This is a genomic window from Rhizobium sp. R711, assembly GCF_002211365.1.
Taxonomy (GTDB): Bacteria; Pseudomonadota; Alphaproteobacteria; order Rhizobiales; family Rhizobiaceae; genus Rhizobium.
Genome location: NZ_LOKZ01000006.1, coordinates 1 through 18242, shown reverse-complemented (window position 1 = coordinate 18242; position 18242 = coordinate 1). Strand labels below are relative to the sequence as shown.

Sequence of the window (18242 nt, the reverse complement as noted above, 5' to 3'; positions counted from 1 at the left end):
CCGGAACGGCTTATGCCGTCAACGCAGCCGTCGCGCGAATGTCGCCGACATGAATACCGTTCCAATTGTGCATCTGGACGGTCGCCATCACGGTCAAGTTCGCGCGAATCGGATCGTCCTTGCCGAAGAAACGACTCAGCGCAGCCGCAACCATCGCCTCCGAGGCACGCGAATGGCCGTCGTCGCACTTGATGGCGATCGCAATTCCCTGCTCGGGAATGGCCGCGCAGAAGACACCCTCGGCACCTGTTTTGGCGAAGATGCGGCCCGGAGCCACCTCCATCAGCTCGGTGCAAGCGCGGCCGGTTCCGGCCACATAGAAAGGCTCTGCCATGCAGGCATCGAAGAGCCGCCGGGAAGCCTTGGCGCGAAGCGGCTCGAGGCCGTGACCGGTCGCCATCTTGGCAAACCCATGCGCCAAGCCGCGCAGAGGAACCGCATAGGTCGGGATGGAGCAGCCATCCGTGCCGCAATTGTCACGGCCGAGCGCCGCGCCGGTCAGGCTTTCCATGACGCCACGGATTTCGGCCTGCAGCGGATGGTCGTAGCCGACATATCCCTTCGGATCGACGCCCTGATGGCAGCAAGCGCAGACAAAGCCGGCATGCTTGCCCGAGCAGTTGTTGTGCAGGGCAGTTGGCTTCCCGATCGTGCGCGCCTGGTGGATCAGCACCTTCTGGCTGGAGGACCAATGCGCCCCGCATTCGAGCGTTTCGACGTCACGCCCGGCTTTTGCCAGCATGGCGGCGGCGAGCGCCACATGCTCGTCCTCGCCATTGTGCGAGGAGCAGGCGAGCGCCAGTTCCTTGTCGCCGAAGCCATAGGCATCCGCCGCGCCGCTTTCCATCAGCGGCAGCGCTTGCATGGCCTTGCAGGCAGAACGCGGGAAGGTTGGCGCGTCGATATCGCCGATCGAGAACACGATCTTTCCATCACCATCGACGGCGACGACCGCGCCGCGATGCCGGCTTTCAACGAGCGAGCCTCGTGTGACTTCGACGGTGACGGGATTGGTCATGGCTTAATCCTGATCGTGTACGCAGATGCCTCACGCATAGCGAGTCGCGTCGATAAAGCAATTGTCTTTTAAAGGCTCAGCACCGCGCCGATGCCAGTCAAGGCGGCGTGATGCGGTAGGCGCAGCGACGGGCACCAAGCAAGATATGCTCTTCGCGCTCGACTTTGGCGCCGAGCACGGCTCGAAAGGTCTCGAGCTCGGAGCGGCAGAAGCCGGCACAAATGCTTGCCGCGGCACAGATCGGGCAATGGTTTTCGACGAGCAGCAGCGAGCCGTCCGCCTCCTCCCAGCAGTCGGCCATATATCCTTCGCTGGTGCGAACGGCCGCAAGCTGCCGCACGCGGGATTGGATGTCCGCCGCGTCGACTTCTTGACGATAGCGCTTGAGGGTGTCTGCTTCGCGGGCCGAAATGACGGCATCCAGGGCCGGCGTCCCCAGCTGCGCGACCAGCGTACTCAGGATCGTGGCGGTCAGTTCGGCATGGCCATCGGGAAAGGTTTGGTTGCCGGCAGCCGTCAGGTTCCAGAGCTGTCGCGGCCTCCCCCTGCCTGCCGCGCTTTCGCTCATCGCTTCGACCAGCCCCTCCTCCGCCATCTTCATCAATTGCTGACGGGCGGCTTCCGAGGAAATGGCGAGCTTTGAGCCCACCGTCGCGGCAAGCTGAGGTCCTTCGGTCTTGATTAGCAGCAGGATTCGGTTGGCAGGCGACTGTCTCATTTATTTTTCCAAGTTAATGCTTTCTTTAATAGCATGGCCGTGTATTTTTCCAAACAATAACTTGTAAAAATAATACATACCCAGGAAACACACAAGGCATGACCTATGATCGGCATTGAAGAGATTTCCGCAGACAGGCCCTCCGTCTTTCATCTGTTTTCCGCGCCGCTGCTGCCCGCGACCCTCATGCTCGGCGGCGGCGTCACCCTCTACGCCGTCGAGACCTACATCACGGCGACAATCGCGCCGTCAATCGTGCGCGACATCGGCGGGCTCGAACTGCTGTCATGGATGACGACACTCTTCGTTGCCGCGGCGGTCCTGGGGTCGATCTTCGTCGCGATGCGCCCGCGAGGCATCGGGCTGCGGAGCGTCTACGTCGCAGGCGCACTCATCTTCGGCACGGGCAGCCTGATCTGCGCGCTCGCCCCTGCGATGCCGTTCGTGCTCGCCGGACGCACGGCACAGGGATTCGGCGCCGGCATTCTTGCCGGCCTTGCCTATGCCTTCATTCGCTTCGCCTACCCCGAACCACTATGGCAGAAAGCGTCAACGCTTTATGCGGCCATATGGGGTATCTCAACCTTGCTCGGCCCCAGCCTCGGAGGCCTGTTTTCCGAAGGCAGCGCGTGGCGCCAAGCCTTCATACTGCTTGTTCCGCTCTGTGTGCTGATGGCGGCGCTCGCGCCTTGGCTCCTGCCGCGCGCCGAGGATGACCGCGCCCAAGGCAAGACGCCGATCCTGCAGATTGCCCTGCTGCTTGCGGCCGTGCTGCTGGTCAGCATTGCTGGAACGATTGACGAAACAAGCTTCAAAGCATGGCTGATTGCGGCATCGATCGTCACGATCGTTTCTATGTTGAGCGTCGAGCGGCGCGGCAAGAACCGTCTGTTGCCGACAGGCGCCGTCATACTCGCAAAGCCGGTGGCACGCGTCTACCTGACGATGTTCGTGCTGCTTCTGGTGCTGACAAGCGACATCTACATAGCATATTTCCTGCAGGTGCTGCATGACGTAACGCCGCTGGTATCGGGGTATCTGACCGCCCTCGTCGCACTCGGCTGGACCTTTGCGGCCTTCTTCAGCGGAACGCTCTCGGGACGCCGCGCCAACAGGGCGATCGTCGCCGGTTGCCTGATCGAAATGGTTGCTGTTGCGTCCCTGACGATCTTCCTCGCAACGGATAATCAATCCAGCAATCTCGCCATTCTCGGCCCAGCCGCCATCGGCATGTTCCTTATGGGTTTCGGCGTCGGTCTCGGCTGGGCTCATCTAGTGACCAAGGTTCTGAGCCTTGTCGACAACTCCGAACAGGACAAGGCCTCGGCCGCGATCTCGACGATACAGTCGCTCGGCAGTGCCTTCGGCGCCGCCGTTGCCGGCGTGATCGTCAACAGCACCGGGCTGGTGAACCCCGGTGGCATAGCCGGCAGCGTTTCGGCTGCGCACTGGCTCTACGTGCTGATGGCTCTTCCCGGCCTGATTGCAGTCACGACGTCCTTAACCCTCTCGTCGCCCGCCGAACGGCAGGCCCGGTGAGCGACGTGCGAGCGGTCACAGACGCAGCATGATCTGCCGATGTGACCGCTCGTTTCCATGCGGGCGATTGGGCGGACCCGGCTTTTAGCCACCGACAGCGATCACGGCATGAGGCCACCCATCACGTGATTTGACAACTGCCATCACAAACTCTCGTTTTTCGAAAGCACACTACTGGTTTATGTCAGGGGCATCGGGAACCACGCCATGCCATCCGCCTTTTCGTCCATTCTCCGCGATCGCCAAATCCGCGTCCCAGCGCTGACACTGATTGCGCTCGCCTTCACCTATGCCTCTACGATGCCCTATCAATCGATCATCGGCATCAACGAACTCGGTCTGTCCGACCGCACCTATTCCGGGCTGATCTTCGTTGCGGCGCTCGTGAACGTCGCGACCAGCCTGACGCTCGGCATCTGGTCCGACAGGCTCAACGATCGCCGCCCGCTGGTGCTGGCGCTGTCGGTAAGCGGCATGCTCGGCTTCGGAATGATCTACGAGTTCCGCACCGCCGGCGCCTTCATCTTCGGCATACTGGTGCTGATCCCCATCAGCAATTCCACCTATTCAATCCTGTTTGCCAGCATCCGCGCAACGACGAACACGATGGACCGCGGAAGGGCGGCGGCGATCACATCCACGGTTCGCGCGCTGTTCTCGGGCTCCTGGGCACTGGCACCCGGCCTGATCGGCCTGTACCTCATCAATTCGCAATCGATGACGCCGGCCTACGGCATCGCAGCTCTCGCAAGCCTGACCTGCTTTTGCCTCTACCTGTTCGTGGCCAAGCCCGCGCCGGCGGGCGAAGCCTCCCCTTCGCTGAATATCGGCTTCTTCTCATCGCTCGGCAGAATCTTTTCCCCCCATGTGCTGGTGAGGGTCTGCCTCATGGCGCTGCTGCTCGGCCTGCAGCGGTTGAACAGTGTCGTGTCGCCGCTGATCATCACCAATGCCGCGGGCGGCACGGTGATCGATGTCGGTTTCATGGCCGGCCTCGTCGCCTTCCTGGAAATGCCGTTCATGCTGATGTGGGGCGCGCTGCAGCGCCGCTTCCGCAGCGTGCACGTGCTTGCCCTGGGAGCACTGATCTATTGTCTCTATCTGACATTGCTGAGCTTTGCCTCGGCGCCCTGGCAGATCTATGCCCTCGTGCTGATCAACGCCAGCGGCGCTGCAGCCATCCTCAGCGTGCCGATCACCTACCTGCAGGATCTGATTGCCGATCGCCCGGGACTCGGTAGTTCACTGGTCTCGGTCAACACGTTCATCGCCAACGGCATCAGTGCATCGATCTTCGCAGCCGGGACCGCTTCTACGGGATATTCAGGCACAGCACTGCTTGCCGCTGCCGTCGGTCTCGCTTCGGTTGGCCTCCTGCTGTTCCTTGAGCGAGCTCCCCGACCGGTTCGGCAGCCGGCCTAGAGCCGTTCAAGGTTAGAGCCGCAGCATGATCTTGCCGATGTGACCGCTCGTTTCCATCAGCCGATGCGCGTCGGCGACGTCTTCGAAAGCAGCAACGGTATCGATAACAGGCGTAAGCTTGCCTTCATCGAGAAGTGGCCAGACCTGGGAAAGGAGATCGTCGCGGATCGCGCGCTTTTCCTCCGCAGTGCGCGGGCGCAGCGTAGAGCCGGTGATCGTCAGCCGTTTGACCATGATCGGCGCCAGATTGACCTTCTCCGCGACGGCCCCGCCGAGAAAGGCGATGATCGAGAGGCAGCCGTCCTTCGCAAGCGACGCCACGTTCCGTTCAAAGTAGGCAGCGCCGATCATGTCGAGGATGATATCGACACCATGACCGGTCTCGGCCTTGATGACCTCAGCAAAATCCTCTGTCTTGTAGTTGATGGCCCGCTTTGCGCCGAGCTTGACGCAAGCATCGCATTTCTCCTGCGAACCGGCCGTTGCGTAGACCTCGGCGCCGAAGGCCCGCGCGAGCTGGATGGCCGTCGTCCCGATACCACTCGAGCCGCCATGCACGAGAACCTTTTCGCCCTCGGTCAGCCCTGCCATCTGGAACATATTGGCCCAGACCGTGAAGTAGTTTTCCGGAAGTGCCGAAGCTTTGACGGCGTCATAACCCTTTGGGAAGCGCAGAGCCTGGCCGGCGGGCAGCAGGCAATATTCGGCATAGGCGCCGCCGTTGGTCAGCCCGCACACATTGTCGCCGACGGCGAAATCCCTGACGCCCTGGCCGATGGCGACGACCTCGCCTGCCATTTCGAGGCCGAGAACCGGGCTCGCGTCCTTTGGCGGGGGATAAGTTCCTTGACGCTGTGCGACGTCAGGCCGGTTGACGCCGATCGCCGCAGTGCGAACAAGGAGCTGGCCCTCCCCCGGTATCGGCAAGGGTCCGGTGGCAATCCGCATCACTTCAGGCGCGCCGAAGCTCGGCAGGTCGATGAAGCGCATCTGCATGGGCAAGGACATGACCCGGTCTCCTCGTTCCGAAAGCATGTCAGATAGTCCAGCGCTACGGAGTTGAGAAGGCAGGAAGAGCGGGTGGCGTCAATTGGTCTCGCCCAGGAGGTGGAAGACCAAGCCTTCTTCGCTTTCCTTGGCCTCGGCCTTGATATGGGCGATTTCGGCGCTGACGCGATTGATGTCGTCGATGACGAGACCTTCCGGCAGTTCCAGCACACCGATCGAGCAGCGCATCAGCGGGAACAGCGCCTCGACGCCGGCGCGATCATGGCCCCGAATACGGCCAGCGGCACGATCCGCATCGGAATAGAGGTCGAGCACATCGTCGTGAAAATCGCTGATCAGGCGATCAAGAATTTCGGTCAGTTCCTCCTTGGTCCAGCCACGCACGCCGATGAAGAAATCGTCGCCGCCGACATGCCCCAGGAAATGACGCTCGGCGAAGAAATAGCGGCGCATCAACGCTGCAAAGAGCGAGATCGCGTGGTCGCCGAGGTGGAAGCCATAGGCATCGTTGAACGGCTTGAAGTTGTCGAAGTCGCAGTAGCAGAAGTGACGCTTCTCGTCGCCATCAAGGCTAGACTCGCGCATGAAATCGCGGATCGCCCTGTTGCCCGGCAGCCCGGTCAACGGATTCTGGTCCTGGGCGGTCTTCAGCTTCTTCTCGTTCATGACCTTGATGAGCGAGGCGGCCGAGACGACGCCCGCATAGCGCATGTTGTCGGTCAAAAGCAGGCAGTTCGTGCCTTCCATGTTGGCGAAGATCGCCATCAGCTGCTCGGTATCGGAATCAAGCCCGACGATCGGCGCCATCTCGACGAAGTGCGAGATCGTTCGCTCGTAGACCTTGTTCTTGAGGAGATCGCGACCGAAGGGCTGATAGATGTATTCCTTAAGATGCCGTTCGTGCAGGATGCCGCGCGGCTCGCCGTTCGCGTTCAGCACCGGGAAAAACGCCTGCTGCGGATTGCGGCGGAAAAGCTCGAAGACGCTGTCGATGGTGTCGTTCTCGTAGACCGTCGGCAGCATCTCGATCTGCTTGCGGATGAGGATCTCGTCGAGGGATTGCGGATTTCGCTTGCTCTTGCCGAGATCCAGAAGGTGCGGAAACGACGGCTGCAACTCGGTCATATGGGTCGTCGGGCGCGAGATAAACCAGCCCTGGACGAGATCGACGCCAAACTCGCGGCAGGCAACGAATTCCGCCTCCGTCTCGATGCCCTCGGCGATGACACGAGTGCCAAGGACGTGCGCGATGTGGACGATGTTCTTCAGAAGGTGGCGCTTGCGCGGGCTGCTGTCGATATCGGCGATGAAATGGCGGTCGATCTTCAGGTAGTCGACCGGGTGGTCGCAGAGCAGCTTCATTTCGCCGTGGCCGACGCCGAAATCGTCAATCGCCAATTTGAAGCCCGCCTTGCGGAGCAGCGATACAAGCGCCGCAAACTCCGGCACGCTGGTATTGTCGAAACGCTCGGAAAACTCAAAGCAGATGGACGACGGAGGAATATTGGCAAGCTTCAAATGCTGTAGCAGACCCTCCACCAGCCGTTCGCCATGCGGAATCAACCGGACATCGAGATTGAGGAACAGCGTCGAACTCGAGAAGTGCGGGAGCGTGGCGAACTTCGCAAGCGCGCGGCTTGCCACCATCTGCTCCAGTTGTAGCAACTGGTGGTTCTTGTACGCCTCATCCAGAATCTCGGCGGGGGAACCGAAACCGATGCGTTCCTGCCCGCGCATCAGCGATTCATAGCCGAATGCAACGCCTGTTCCTGCCTCGACGATAGGCTGAAAGGCATTTTCGATAACGAGCTTTGCAAGCGTTACGATCTGGTCGCTTGCATAACGCCGAACAAGGGCCGGATCGACGGTGGCAGCCAAAGACATGCCAATCTCCACTGTGTCTTATTGTTTTTCGCAGGGAGACTGGCGGAGAAGGATCAACGAACCCTTTCCCGAATGTGAAATTTTTGTGAAAGCCCGGCCTTTTTCGATCGAATTTTATCGATCAATCAATGGCTTGGTCAGGCTGTACGCCTGTTCTCAGCCTCATGATCGGCGAACATGTCAGCGACGCACTGGCCGCCATGGGGGCCTCTGCCCTGATCGAACATGTCTTCGTGGTATCCGCCAAGTTTGCGGGCGGCGTCCCACATGCGCAGGGCCTCGCGCACGACCTCGCTGCTCGATGCGTAACTCCCGTTGTCAACGGCGGCCCGGATGTCGGCAGCCTGCAACGGTGAAATGGATACGGTGACCATCGGCATGAGATTCCTCCCTTTACCTCGTGGGGCACGTATGCCCGGTCAGGGGACGGTTAATCCGTCCACGGCATAACCGACGCGCGCCGCCGCCTCGGCTGCCTCTTCGTGCTGAAATTTTAGCCCCCACTCACATACTTGTCAAAAAGGAAACAGTCCGTGATGTGAGCCTGTGAATTGCGGGCATAACTCAGCGACGGACGGCCAGACCGAAGGCAAGCATCGACCAGCCCTGGATGAGAAGGTCGCAGGCCAAGAAAAGGCCAAGGACCCAGAGGCTGTTGACGGGCCATCCAGTGGCAATCACAACCCCGGCCAGCGCGGTAATGATCCCGCTGACAAGAACCCAGCCCCACCCCCTGACCGGACGCATGCGCCAGCCGACCCAGGTGCGGAATACGCCGGCGATCAGCAAGGCGATCGCAAGAAACAGCGTCAACACGGCCGATGCCAGAAGGGGATTCTCGAAGGCAAAAAAGCCGGCCAACACATAAAGAACACCGCTCAGGGCCCAAACCAGTACCTGCCCCCAGGTTCTCACCTGAAACGCGTGAACCAGATAGACGATGCCGCCTATCAGCATCAGTATTCCGACATAGTAGACGGACACAACGGTCGCGAGCGCAACGTTCGCCAATGCGATCAGGCCGCAGACGATCAGCAGTGCGCCAAGTACGGCGAACCAGCCCCATTTCGATTGCAGAGATGAAAAGCTTAGTCGATCAGACATGTCTGCCATGGCACACCTCCTGGTTGATACAAGAATATGCCGCAAAAACACGGAATTGGAAGGGGTTAGACCTTATGTTCCAAGGGTGAAGGTGGCCCGCCCCCGCGCTAAGCTGAATTCGGGGATTGCTCTGGATAGGCCGGAGCCGAGCCCCACGCTTAAGCGAGGGCGAACCATGAAAGAGAATAGCGTAACTTTCATCGGCTTGGATACGTCGAAGCTGAAGATTTCAGTGGCGGTTGCAGATGGTGAGCGCAACGGCGAGGTGCGATTTTTCGGCGCCATCTCCTCGGAGCCGCCATCGGTTGCATCGATGGTCAACAAGCTTTCCAAGCGTGGAACCAAGCTTCACTTCTGCTATGAGGCAGGTCCGACCGGTTACGGTCTTTACCGGCAGATTATCGAACTTGGGCATGACTGCGTGCTGGTCTGCTGCATCCTGGTCGATGGCCCCGGTTGTGGCCGCCTATCAAGCGATGCGCGGCGTTGCATTCATAACGGCGGTTACCTTTGTCGTCGAAATCGGCGATGTGCGCCGTTTCGACAATCCTCGTCAGTTGATGGCGTATCTCGGTCTTGTACCGTCGGAAAACGCAACGGGCGAACGGGTCAAGCGTGGCGGGATCACCAGGGCGGGTAACACAAGGGCGCGTCGAGCCCTCATCGAAGGCGCCTGGACATATCGCTTCCCCGCACGTGTGAGCCGGCCAATCCAGGCGCGGCTGGATGGATTGCCGAGGACAGTTCAAGAGATTGCCTGGAAAGGCCAAGTGAGGCTTTGCGCGTGCTATCGCAAGCTGATAGCGGCCGGCAAGCCGAAGGTCGTCGCGGTCACCGCCGTTGCTCGGGAAATGGCAGCGTTCCTATGGGCGATCGGGAAGAGGTCGCTCCCACAGCAAGGGGCTAGTGTCAATCCTCGGCTTGAAGAGACATTTAACCCGAAACCATCTGCTGTTGGACAAAGATGGAGGCAGGGCTCCGGTGGGGAATCTTCGTGAAAGCTATGTGGCGGACATTGTCCACGCCCGACTTTAGACCGAGGTAGGCCCAGACGAACAAACGGAAATGCGGTACCCAACCCGCGCATAAGAGTATGCCAGCCGTCGTCAAAATGCCCTGTCTCCTCCTTTGTCCACCAGCTTCACGCATGTGCTTTCGCCGCCAAAGTCGAAAAGGAAAAATCATGCCCAAAGAGCTTGAAAACGAACATAAGAGGCTTTCGGACTCGCCAGCAGATTTTTATTGATTGATCAGTCAATCAAAATTATACTTGCCGCCATCTTCAGGAGTGATGCGATGCCCAAGGTCGGAATGGAGCCGATTCGCCGCAAGGCGCTCGTCGATGCCGCGCTGCGTGTGATCGGCGATCAAGGCTCGCTTGCTGTTACCATGTCCGAAATTGCCCGGCAGGCCGGTGTATCAGCGGCACTGGCGCATCATTACTTCGGCAGCAAGGAACAGCTGCTGATCGAGACCGTCCGCTCTCTTCTAAAGCAGCTGCGCGACGATGCGGTGACGGCGCTAAAGGCGGCGGATGCGCCGCGCGAGAAGCTTTCCGCCGTCATCCGGGTCAGCTTCCAGGCCGACCAGTTCGCGCCAGCGACGATTGCCGCCTGGCTTGCCTTCTATGCCGAGGCGCAGCGTTCCGAAGAAACTCGACGCTTCCTTGTCATCTATGCCCGCCGTCTGCGGTCGAACCTGCTCGCCAACCTTAAAGCGCTCTGCCCTCACAATGCCGCAGAACGCATCGCCGAAGGCGCGGCTGCGATGATCGACGGGCTCTACATCCGCCAAAGTCTGAGGTCTGCGCCTGTCAGCATCGAGGCATCGATCGCGCTTACCGAAGACTACATCAATTCACAGCTTGCCGCCCTTGCGAAAGGACAGATCCAGTGACCCTCAAAGCCCAGCCAAAAGCCTCCCATTTCATCGACGGCGAGTATGTCGAGGATGAAGCCGGCAGCGTCATCGAAAGCATCTATCCGGCGACCGGCGAGGTCATCGCCCGGCTGCACGCGGCAACGCCCGCCATTGTCGAAAAGGCGATCGCGGCGGCCAAGCGCGCCCAGCCGGAATGGGCGGCGATGAGCCCGACCGCGCGCGGCCGTATCCTGAAGCGCGCCGCCGACATCATGCGCGAGCGCAATCGCCAGCTGTCCGAGCTTGAGACGCTGGATACCGGCAAGCCGATCCAGGAAACGATCGTCGCCGATCCGACTTCGGGCGCCGACAGTTTCGAGTTTTTCGGCGGCATCGCGGCTGCCGGCCTCAACGGTTCCTACATCCCGCTCGGTGGTGATTTCGCCTACACCAAACGCGTGCCGCTCGGCGTCTGCGTCGGTATCGGCGCGTGGAACTATCCGCAGCAGATCGCTTGCTGGAAGGGTGCACCGGCGCTCGCCGCCGGCAATGCCATGGTCTTCAAGCCATCGGAAAACACGCCGCTCGGCGCGCTTGCCATTGCCGAAATCCTTCACGAAGCCGGCCTGCCGAAGGGTCTCTACAACGTCATCCAGGGCGATCGCGAGACAGGACCGCTGCTGGTCAACCACCGTGACGTCGCCAAGGTGTCGCTGACGGGCTCGGTGCCGACGGGCCGTAAGGTCGCCGCGGCGGCTGCCGGCAGTCTCAAGCATGTGACCATGGAGCTCGGCGGCAAGTCGCCGCTGATCGTTTTCGACGACGCCGATATCGATAGCGCCGTCGGCGGCGCGATGCTCGGCAATTTCTATTCGACTGGCCAGGTCTGCTCGAATGGTACCCGCGTCTTCGTGCAGCGGAAGATCAAGGCTGAGTTCCTGAAGCGGCTGAAGGCCCGCACCGAGGCGATCGCGATCGGCGATCCAATGGACGAGGCGACGCAGCTCGGGCCAATGGTGTCCTGGGCGCAGCGCGACAAGGTTCTCTCCTACATCGAGAAGGGCAAGGCCGAGGGCGCGACGCTCGTCACCGGCGGCGGCATCCCGAACAACGTCTCCGGCGAAGGCTACTACGTACAGCCGACCGTCTTTGCCGACGTTACCGACGAGATGACGATTGCTCGCGAAGAGATCTTCGGACCTGTCATGTGCGTGCTCGATTTCGACGACGAGGCCGAAGTGATCGCCCGCGGCAACGCGACGGAATTCGGCCTCTCCGCCGGTGTCTTCACTGCCGACCTGACGCGCGCCCATCGCGTCGTCGACCAGCTCGAGGCCGGGACGCTGTGGATCAACACCTACAACCTCTGCCCTGTCGAAATCCCGTTCGGCGGCTCGAAGCAATCCGGTTTCGGACGCGAGAATTCGCTGGCCGCGCTGGAGCACTATTCGGAACTGAAGACGGTTTATGTCGGCATGGGGCCGGTGCAGGCGCCCTATTGAGGCAGCAGGCGGCCAGTCCCGGCAGGTAGCATTCAATTTCGCTTCGTCCCGATCGGCTCTCCAGTCGGCCGGGGACGAGGCGGGGAATCGGAAAAGAAGTACACCAATGCATCAGGCAGATTTCGTCATCATCGGTTCCGGCTCGGCGGGCTCCGCCCTCGCCTACCGGCTTTCGGAAGACGGCAAGAATACCGTCATCGTGATCGAGGCGGGCGGTTCCGATTTCGGGCCGTTCATCCAGATGCCGGCGGCGCTTGCCTGGCCGATGAGCATGAAGCGCTATAACTGGGGCTATCTTTCCGAACCCGAGCCGAACCTCAACAACCGGCGCATCACCGCGCCGCGCGGCAAGGTGATCGGCGGCTCCTCCTCGATCAACGGCATGGTCTATGTGCGCGGCCACGCCGAGGACTATAACCGCTGGGAAGAGCTCGGCGCGCAAGGCTGGGCCTATGCCGACGTTCTCCCCTACTTCAAGCGGATGGAGCACAGCCACGGCGGCGAGGAAGGCTGGCGCGGCACGGACGGACCGCTGCACGTTCAGCGCGGAGTCTTCCGCAACCCGCTGTTCCACGCCTTCATCGAAGCCGGCAAGCAGGCGGGCTTCGAGGCGACCGAGGACTACAACGGCTCGAAGCAGGAAGGCTTCGGGCTGATGGAGCAGACCATTTTCGGTGGACGCCGCTGGTCGGCTGCATCAGCCTATCTGAAACCGGCGCTGAAGCGGCCGAACGTCGAGGTCGTCTATGGCCACGCCCACAAGGTGGTGATCGAGAACGGCCGGGCGACCGGCGTCGAGATCGAGCGCGGCGGCAAAGTCGAGATCGTCAAGGCCAATCGCGAGGTCATCGTTTCGGCCTCCTCCTTCAATTCGCCTAAGCTCCTGATGCTCTCAGGCATCGGGCCGGGTGCGCATCTGCAGGAGATGGGGATCGGGGTAAAGGCAGACCGGCCGGGGGTCGGCGCCAACCTGCAGGACCACATGGAATTCTATTTCCAGCAGGTCAGCACCAAGCCGGTCTCGCTCTATTCCTGGCTTCCCTGGTTCTGGCAGGGGGTCGCGGGCGCGCAATGGATGTTCACCAAATCGGGGCTCGGCACCTCGAACCAGTTCGAGGCCTGCGCCTTCCTGCGCTCGGCGCCCGGTGTCAAGCAGCCTGACATCCAATACCACTTCCTGCCGGTCGCGATCAGCTATGACGGCAAGGCGGCGGCCAAAAGCCATGGCTTCCAGGTGCATGTCGGCTATAATCTGTCGAAGTCGCGCGGCAATGTTACGCTGGCTTCCTCAGACCCCAAGGCCGACCCGGTCATTCGCTTCAACTACATGAGCCATCCGGAGGACTGGGAGAAGTTCCGCCATTGCGTGCGGCTCACCCGCGAGATCTTTGGTCAGAAGGCGTTCGACCATTATCGCGGACCGGAGATCCAGCCGGGCGAGAAGGTGCAGACCGACGAACAGATCGACGCCTTCCTGCGCGAGCACCTGGAAAGCGCCTACCACCCCTGCGGCACCTGCAAGATGGGCGCAAAGACCGACCCGATGGCTGTCGTCGATCCCGAAACGCGCGTCATCGGCGTCGACGGGCTGCGCGTCGCCGACTCGTCGATCTTCCCGCATGTCACCTACGGCAACCTCAACGGCCCGTCGATCATGACCGGCGAGAAGGCAGCCGACCATATCCTCGGCAAGCAACCGCTGCCGCGCGCCAACCAGGAGCCGTGGATCAATCCGCGCTGGGAAGTGAGCGATCGGTAGGACTACTGATCGCCATCAGATAAAGCCGACTCCGGTGACGGGCGACATTGCTGAGGACGGCTTTCGTGAGCGCCACGGCGTCCGCAATTCGCGCAACACCGGTGGCGGAACACCATGGCTCTGTCGAGGAGGTCGCTCCCTAGGCCAACAGGCGAGTAACCTGCGCGCCCTTCGCGGGAGCAACGGCATCGGCGATCGTGGTAGAGAACAACACCTTGCGGGTGGCATCGGCCACCTTGGCGAAGACATGACGGATCTCGCAGTTCTGCTCGCCGTCGCAGTCATCGCATTTTCTATAGGCGGTGATCGAGAGGCAGGGAAGCGGCGCGATCGGGCCGTCGATGATACGCAGCACTTCGCCGAAAGTGATCGTGTCGGCCGGCTTGAGCAGGAGATAACCGCCCGTCTTGCCGCGACGACTGACGACGATGCCCTGGTGCTTCAGGTCGAGCAGGATCTGTTCGAGGAACTTTTTCGGTATCTTCTGCTGCGCCGCGATGTCGGAGATCATCACAGGTTCGCCGTCCTCGGCTTCAGCCAATACCGTCAGCGCTCTCAGCGCATATTTTGCTTTCTGCGTAATCATTTTTAACCGTCGACACACACATGGCGGGCGGAATCACCAACCCGCAGCAAGCTCGATCCTGCCTCTATGGCATGCGCAGCATGAACGGAATTTGAACAAACCTGCGAAACCCTTGAGAGACAAGGTTTTTTGGCCTTGTTTTTCCACCTCAGCCAATACCCTAAATTTACGCCAAAATGCGCCCTGATGTCATCAATTCACATTTCCGATTGACAGGCAACGTGTTACTCTACTAAATCAATAGAGAATTGGGCTAACCGTCGGCAAAACATCGCCGGTGCGGCTGCTTTTCCGCATTGCAGCGGCCGAGGAGAGATATTTGCTCCTATCGCGCCTGCTTTCGAAATGCGTTTTTCTGTCCGATCCAAGCCTGACCTGCGATACTCCGGCCAACATCAAGGACAGGATCCCCATGACTGTTGCTGCCAATCCAAACGCTGAGGCGGAAACGCTGAACGCGAAACTCGCAGGCCTTGACCTTGCAGGGCGTCTGTCGCTCGTCGCCGGTCTCGGCGGCCGCGTCGTCTTCACCACCTCTCTCGGCATCGAGGACCAGGTCATCACCGCCGAAATCGGCAACCACCGCCTGCCGATCGACGTGGTGACACTGCAGACCGGACGACTGTTTCCGGAAACGCTCGCCCTGATCGACGAGACCGAGAAGCAGTACGACATCCGCATCAGCCGCTACGAACCGGAACAGGCCGACATCGACGCCTATGCCGCAAAATACGGCCTCAACGGTTTCTACGAGAGTGTGGAAGCCAGGCATGCCTGTTGTGGCGTGCGCAAGCTGAAGCCGCTTGCGCGCGCACTCGATGGGGCAACCATCTGGATCACCGGTCTGCGCCGCGGCCAATCGGCCAACCGCGCGGAGACGCCGTTTGCCGAGTATGACGCCGAGCGCCACCTTTTGAAGGTCAACCCGCTGGCCGATCGGGACATCGACGTCATCAAGGCCTACGTCGCCGACAATGGCGTGCCGGTCAATCCACTGCATGCCCGTGGCTACCCCTCGATCGGTTGCGAACCCTGCACCCGGGCGATCAAACCCGGCGAGCCGGAACGTGCCGGCCGCTGGTGGTGGGAACAGGACGAGAAGCGCGAATGCGGTCTGCACGTTGCTGAAGAGGCCTCGGCGATTCCCGCACAACAGTAACCCGTCGATTTCGGGATCGGAGCGCGGCTTCCTCCTGCGCTCCTCGAAGTCGGAAATGCACCTTGTTCCGGAGGCCTCCCTTCCTGGAATGATCGAAGTCTGGAGTTAGAAATGCCCGATAGCCGTCCGGATACGGAACTCAACAATCCCCGGAGCACGAAGCCGCCGCTCGACCCGCATTTGAAGGCGCTCGAAAACGAAGCGATCCACATTTTCCGTGAGGTCGCCGCTGAATTCGAACGCCCCGTCATGCTCTACTCGATCGGCAAGGACTCGTCGGTCCTGCTGCATCTGGCGCGCAAGGCGTTCTATCCCGGTCGCGTCCCCTTCCCGCTGCTGCATGTCAACACCGGCTGGAAATTCCGCGAGATGATCGCCTTCCGCGATGAAACCGCGAAGAAATATGACCTCGACCTGATCGAGCATATCAATCCGCGCGGTGCGGCTGAAAACGTGACACCGTTCACCCATGGCTCGGCAGCCTTCACCGACATCATGAAGACTGAAGGCCTGCGCCAGGCGCTCGATGCCGGCCAGTTCGATGCCGCCTTCGGCGGTGCGCGACGCGACGAGGAGGCCAGCCGCGCCAAGGAGCGCATCTATTCCTTCCGCACGCCCGACCATCGCTGGGATCCGCGCAATCAGCGCCCGGAACTCTGGAACATCTACAACGGCCAGATCCGCAAGGGCGAAAGCGTTCGTGTCTTCCCGCTCTCGAACTGGACCGAAGTCGACATCTGGCGCTACATCCAGGCCGAAGATATTCCGCTGGTACCGCTCTACTACGCCAAGAAGCGCCCCTATGTTGAGCGCGACGGCATGATGATCCTTGCCGAGGATCCTCGGCTGGAACTGCTTCCCGGCGAAGTGCGCCAGGAAGGCATGATCCGTTTCCGCACCCTTGGCGACTTTCCGCTGACGGGCGCCATCCCATCGAAAGCGACGACGCTCGAAGATGTGATCGCCGAACTCGAAATTGCCACTGTCTCCGAACGCCAGGGCCGCGCCATCGACCGCGACCAGTCCGGCTCCATGGAGAAAAAGAAGCGTGAAGGATATTTCTGAGATGACCGCAGCCGTAACCGCCGCACACGCCCTTGTCGTGCCCGCCGCAGAAACTGCGACGGCAACGCGCGACTCGCGACCGCTGCGCCTCATCACCTGCGGCAGCGTCGATGATGGCAAGTCCACCCTGATCGGCCGCCTGCTCTGGGATACCAAGGCCGTCAAGGAAGACCAGGCCGCCACGCTTCAACGCGATTCCACCGGCAAGCAGAACGATCTCGGCCTGCCCGATTTCGCACTGCTGCTCGACGGCCTGCAGGCTGAGCGCGAACAGGGCATCACCATCGATGTCGCCTATCGCTACTTCTCGACCGACAAGCGCTCCTTCATCGTTGCCGACACGCCCGGCCACGAGCAGTACACCCGCAACATGGCGACCGGCGCATCCACCGCCGATCTCGCGGTGCTGCTGGTCGACGCTCGCGCCGGCATTCTGGAGCAGACGCGTCGCCACGCGACGATCGCCTCGCTGCTCGGCATCAAGCAGTTCGTGCTTGCCGTCAACAAGATCGATCTGACGAACTATGACCGTTCCGGCTTCGAGAAGATCACGCACGAGTTCCGCGAATTCGCGCTGTCGCTCGGCGTCAAGCAGATCACCGCGATCCCGATGTCGGCCCTGAAGGGCGAGAACGTCGTCTATTCCGGCGAAGCGTCGATGCCGTGGTATGCCGGCCCGACGCTGGTCGAGACACTTGAGCTTGCCACCGTCCGCTCCTCGCAGGCGACCGGCTTCCGTTTCTCGGTGCAGCGCGTGTCGCGCCCCGGCGAAAGCTTCCGCGGCTACCAGGGCACCGTCGCCGGCGGCTCTGTCAAGCCGGGTGACAGCGTCATGATCCTGCCGTCGGGCATGGTCGCTAACGTCTCCAAGATCGTCACCTTTGATCTGGTGCGTAACGCCGCCGTTGCCGGTGACGCGATCACGCTGGTTCTCGACCGGCAAGTGGACGTCGCGCGCGGCGACATGATCGTTTCGATCGACAGTCAGCCGCAGGTTGGCCTTGCTTTCGACGCCCAGATCGTCGCGCTGCAGCCGGAAGGCATCGAAGCCGGCAAGCGCTACTGGCTGAAGAGCGGCAGCCGCCGCCAGCGTGTGCAGGTGCAGCCGGTGGCGCAGCTTGAGCTCAAGACGGGTGCCTGGGCTTCTGTCGATACGCTCTACATGAATGCGATCGGCAAGGTGCGCCTCGCCTTCGACGAACAGGCGATCTTCGACCCTTACGAGCAGAACCGTGCATCCGGCTCGTTCATCCTGATCGACCCCGACACCAACAACACGGTGGCCGGCGGGATGGTCAGCGGAAAGCGCAGCGAACTCGGCGGCATCCACGGCGGCGACGCCCGCGTGATCCTATCGCTGCCGGCAGACCTCGCCGACCAGATCATGGCGAGCGAACTCTTCGCCAACCGTCGCCACGAGGCGGAGGTCCGGCGCATGACTGCCGCCCAGGCCGCCGATCTCTGGTCGAACGCCGCAAGCGACATTTAAGCAATCGGCATAGGGGGCGATCTTATTTGATCGCTCCCCTGCCACACCACCCGGCATGCGGGTCCGCACCGGGCGGTTCGAGGGATTGAGGTTATGCGAGCCTGGGCATTCCGAGTTGGTCGGCCCATT

General features: G+C 61.2%; 16 protein-coding genes and 1 pseudogene. 9 read left to right on the top strand and 8 right to left on the bottom strand.

Features of this window, described 5'->3' with window-relative positions:
• Positions 1–10: 10 nt before the first annotated feature.
• A complete protein-coding gene (locus ATY80_RS09785; RefSeq protein WP_088692252.1) occupies positions 11–1018 on the bottom strand; it encodes an asparaginase in 1008 nt (335 codons plus the stop codon).
• A gap of 97 nt (positions 1019–1115) precedes the next feature.
• On the bottom strand, positions 1116–1736 hold the full coding sequence (locus tag ATY80_RS09780) for a MarR family transcriptional regulator (protein WP_088692251.1): 621 nt from the start codon (positions 1734–1736) through the stop codon (positions 1116–1118).
• A gap of 105 nt (positions 1737–1841) precedes the next feature.
• Between ATY80_RS09780 and ATY80_RS09775 the strand changes: the two genes are divergently transcribed.
• Positions 1842–3275 (top strand): MFS transporter, encoded by a 1434-nt coding sequence (locus tag ATY80_RS09775; protein WP_088692250.1) that lies wholly within the window; start codon positions 1842–1844, stop codon positions 3273–3275.
• A 207-nt stretch (positions 3276–3482) separates the two neighbouring features.
• Positions 3483–4697, top strand: a complete 1215-nt coding sequence (locus tag ATY80_RS09770) for an MFS transporter (RefSeq protein WP_088692249.1) — start codon at positions 3483–3485, stop codon at positions 4695–4697.
• Positions 4698–4709: 12 nt separating this feature from the next.
• Here the strand turns inward: ATY80_RS09770 and ATY80_RS09765 are convergent, their stop codons facing one another.
• The 5 genes from ATY80_RS09765 to ATY80_RS29505 form a co-directional block, all read right to left on the bottom strand.
• Positions 4710–5705, bottom strand: a complete 996-nt coding sequence (locus tag ATY80_RS09765; protein WP_088692248.1) for an NAD(P)H-quinone oxidoreductase — start codon at positions 5703–5705, stop codon at positions 4710–4712.
• Between the two features lie 78 nt (positions 5706–5783).
• Entirely contained in the window at positions 5784–7589 is a 1806-nt protein-coding gene (locus ATY80_RS09760; protein ID WP_088692247.1) for a GGDEF domain-containing protein, read from the bottom strand.
• Between the two features lie 137 nt (positions 7590–7726).
• The gene (locus ATY80_RS09755) at positions 7727–7969 is read right to left on the bottom strand and encodes a type II toxin-antitoxin system ParD family antitoxin (protein ID WP_088692246.1); all 243 of its coding nucleotides are present in this window, start codon (positions 7967–7969) and stop codon (positions 7727–7729) included.
• Positions 7970–8153: 184 nt separating this feature from the next.
• Positions 8154–8702 (bottom strand): HdeD family acid-resistance protein, encoded by a 549-nt coding sequence (locus ATY80_RS09750; RefSeq protein WP_088692245.1) that lies wholly within the window; start codon positions 8700–8702, stop codon positions 8154–8156.
• Positions 8703–8765: 63 nt separating this feature from the next.
• The gene (locus ATY80_RS29505) at positions 8766–9014 is read right to left on the bottom strand and encodes a hypothetical protein (protein ID WP_245306799.1); all 249 of its coding nucleotides are present in this window, start codon (positions 9012–9014) and stop codon (positions 8766–8768) included.
• Here ATY80_RS29505 and ATY80_RS09745 point away from each other — a divergent pair.
• From ATY80_RS09745 to betA, 4 genes and pseudogenes are all read left to right on the top strand, one after another.
• Positions 8899–9568: pseudogene (locus tag ATY80_RS09745) on the top strand (transposase); the annotation flags it as partial. The gene ATY80_RS29505 and the pseudogene ATY80_RS09745 sit on opposite strands and share 116 nt — an antisense overlap.
• Positions 9569–9989: 421 nt before the next feature.
• The gene (gene betI / locus ATY80_RS09740) at positions 9990–10589 is read left to right on the top strand and encodes a transcriptional regulator BetI (protein WP_088692369.1); all 600 of its coding nucleotides are present in this window, start codon (positions 9990–9992) and stop codon (positions 10587–10589) included.
• The gene (gene betB, locus ATY80_RS09735) at positions 10586–12055 is read left to right on the top strand and encodes a betaine-aldehyde dehydrogenase (RefSeq protein ID WP_088692244.1); all 1470 of its coding nucleotides are present in this window, start codon (positions 10586–10588) and stop codon (positions 12053–12055) included. Before betI ends, betB begins: the two co-directional genes overlap by 4 nt.
• Positions 12056–12161: 106 nt before the next feature.
• Positions 12162–13814 carry a choline dehydrogenase gene (gene betA / locus ATY80_RS09730; RefSeq protein ID WP_088692243.1) on the top strand — a complete coding sequence of 551 codons (1653 nt, stop codon included), beginning with the start codon at positions 12162–12164 and terminating at the stop codon, positions 13812–13814.
• Positions 13815–13953: 139 nt separating this feature from the next.
• On the opposite strand, the gene ATY80_RS09725 is transcribed toward betA, so the two are convergent.
• Positions 13954–14400, bottom strand: a complete 447-nt coding sequence (locus ATY80_RS09725) for an Rrf2 family transcriptional regulator (RefSeq protein ID WP_088692242.1) — start codon at positions 14398–14400, stop codon at positions 13954–13956.
• Between the two features lie 412 nt (positions 14401–14812).
• Here ATY80_RS09725 and ATY80_RS09720 point away from each other — a divergent pair, with 412 nt between their 5' ends.
• The 3 genes from ATY80_RS09720 (at position 14813) to cysN (ending at position 18113) form a co-directional block, all read left to right on the top strand.
• Positions 14813–15559: a phosphoadenylyl-sulfate reductase gene (locus ATY80_RS09720; RefSeq protein WP_088692368.1), complete on the top strand. Its 747-nt coding sequence runs from the start codon at positions 14813–14815 to the stop codon at positions 15557–15559.
• A 111-nt stretch (positions 15560–15670) separates the two neighbouring features.
• The gene (gene cysD, locus ATY80_RS09715) at positions 15671–16624 is read left to right on the top strand and encodes a sulfate adenylyltransferase subunit CysD (protein ID WP_088692241.1); all 954 of its coding nucleotides are present in this window, start codon (positions 15671–15673) and stop codon (positions 16622–16624) included.
• 1 nt (position 16625) lies between these two features.
• Entirely contained in the window at positions 16626–18113 is a 1488-nt protein-coding gene (cysN, locus tag ATY80_RS09710) for a sulfate adenylyltransferase subunit CysN (protein WP_088692240.1), read from the top strand.
• The last annotated feature ends 129 nt before the right edge of the window (positions 18114–18242 follow it).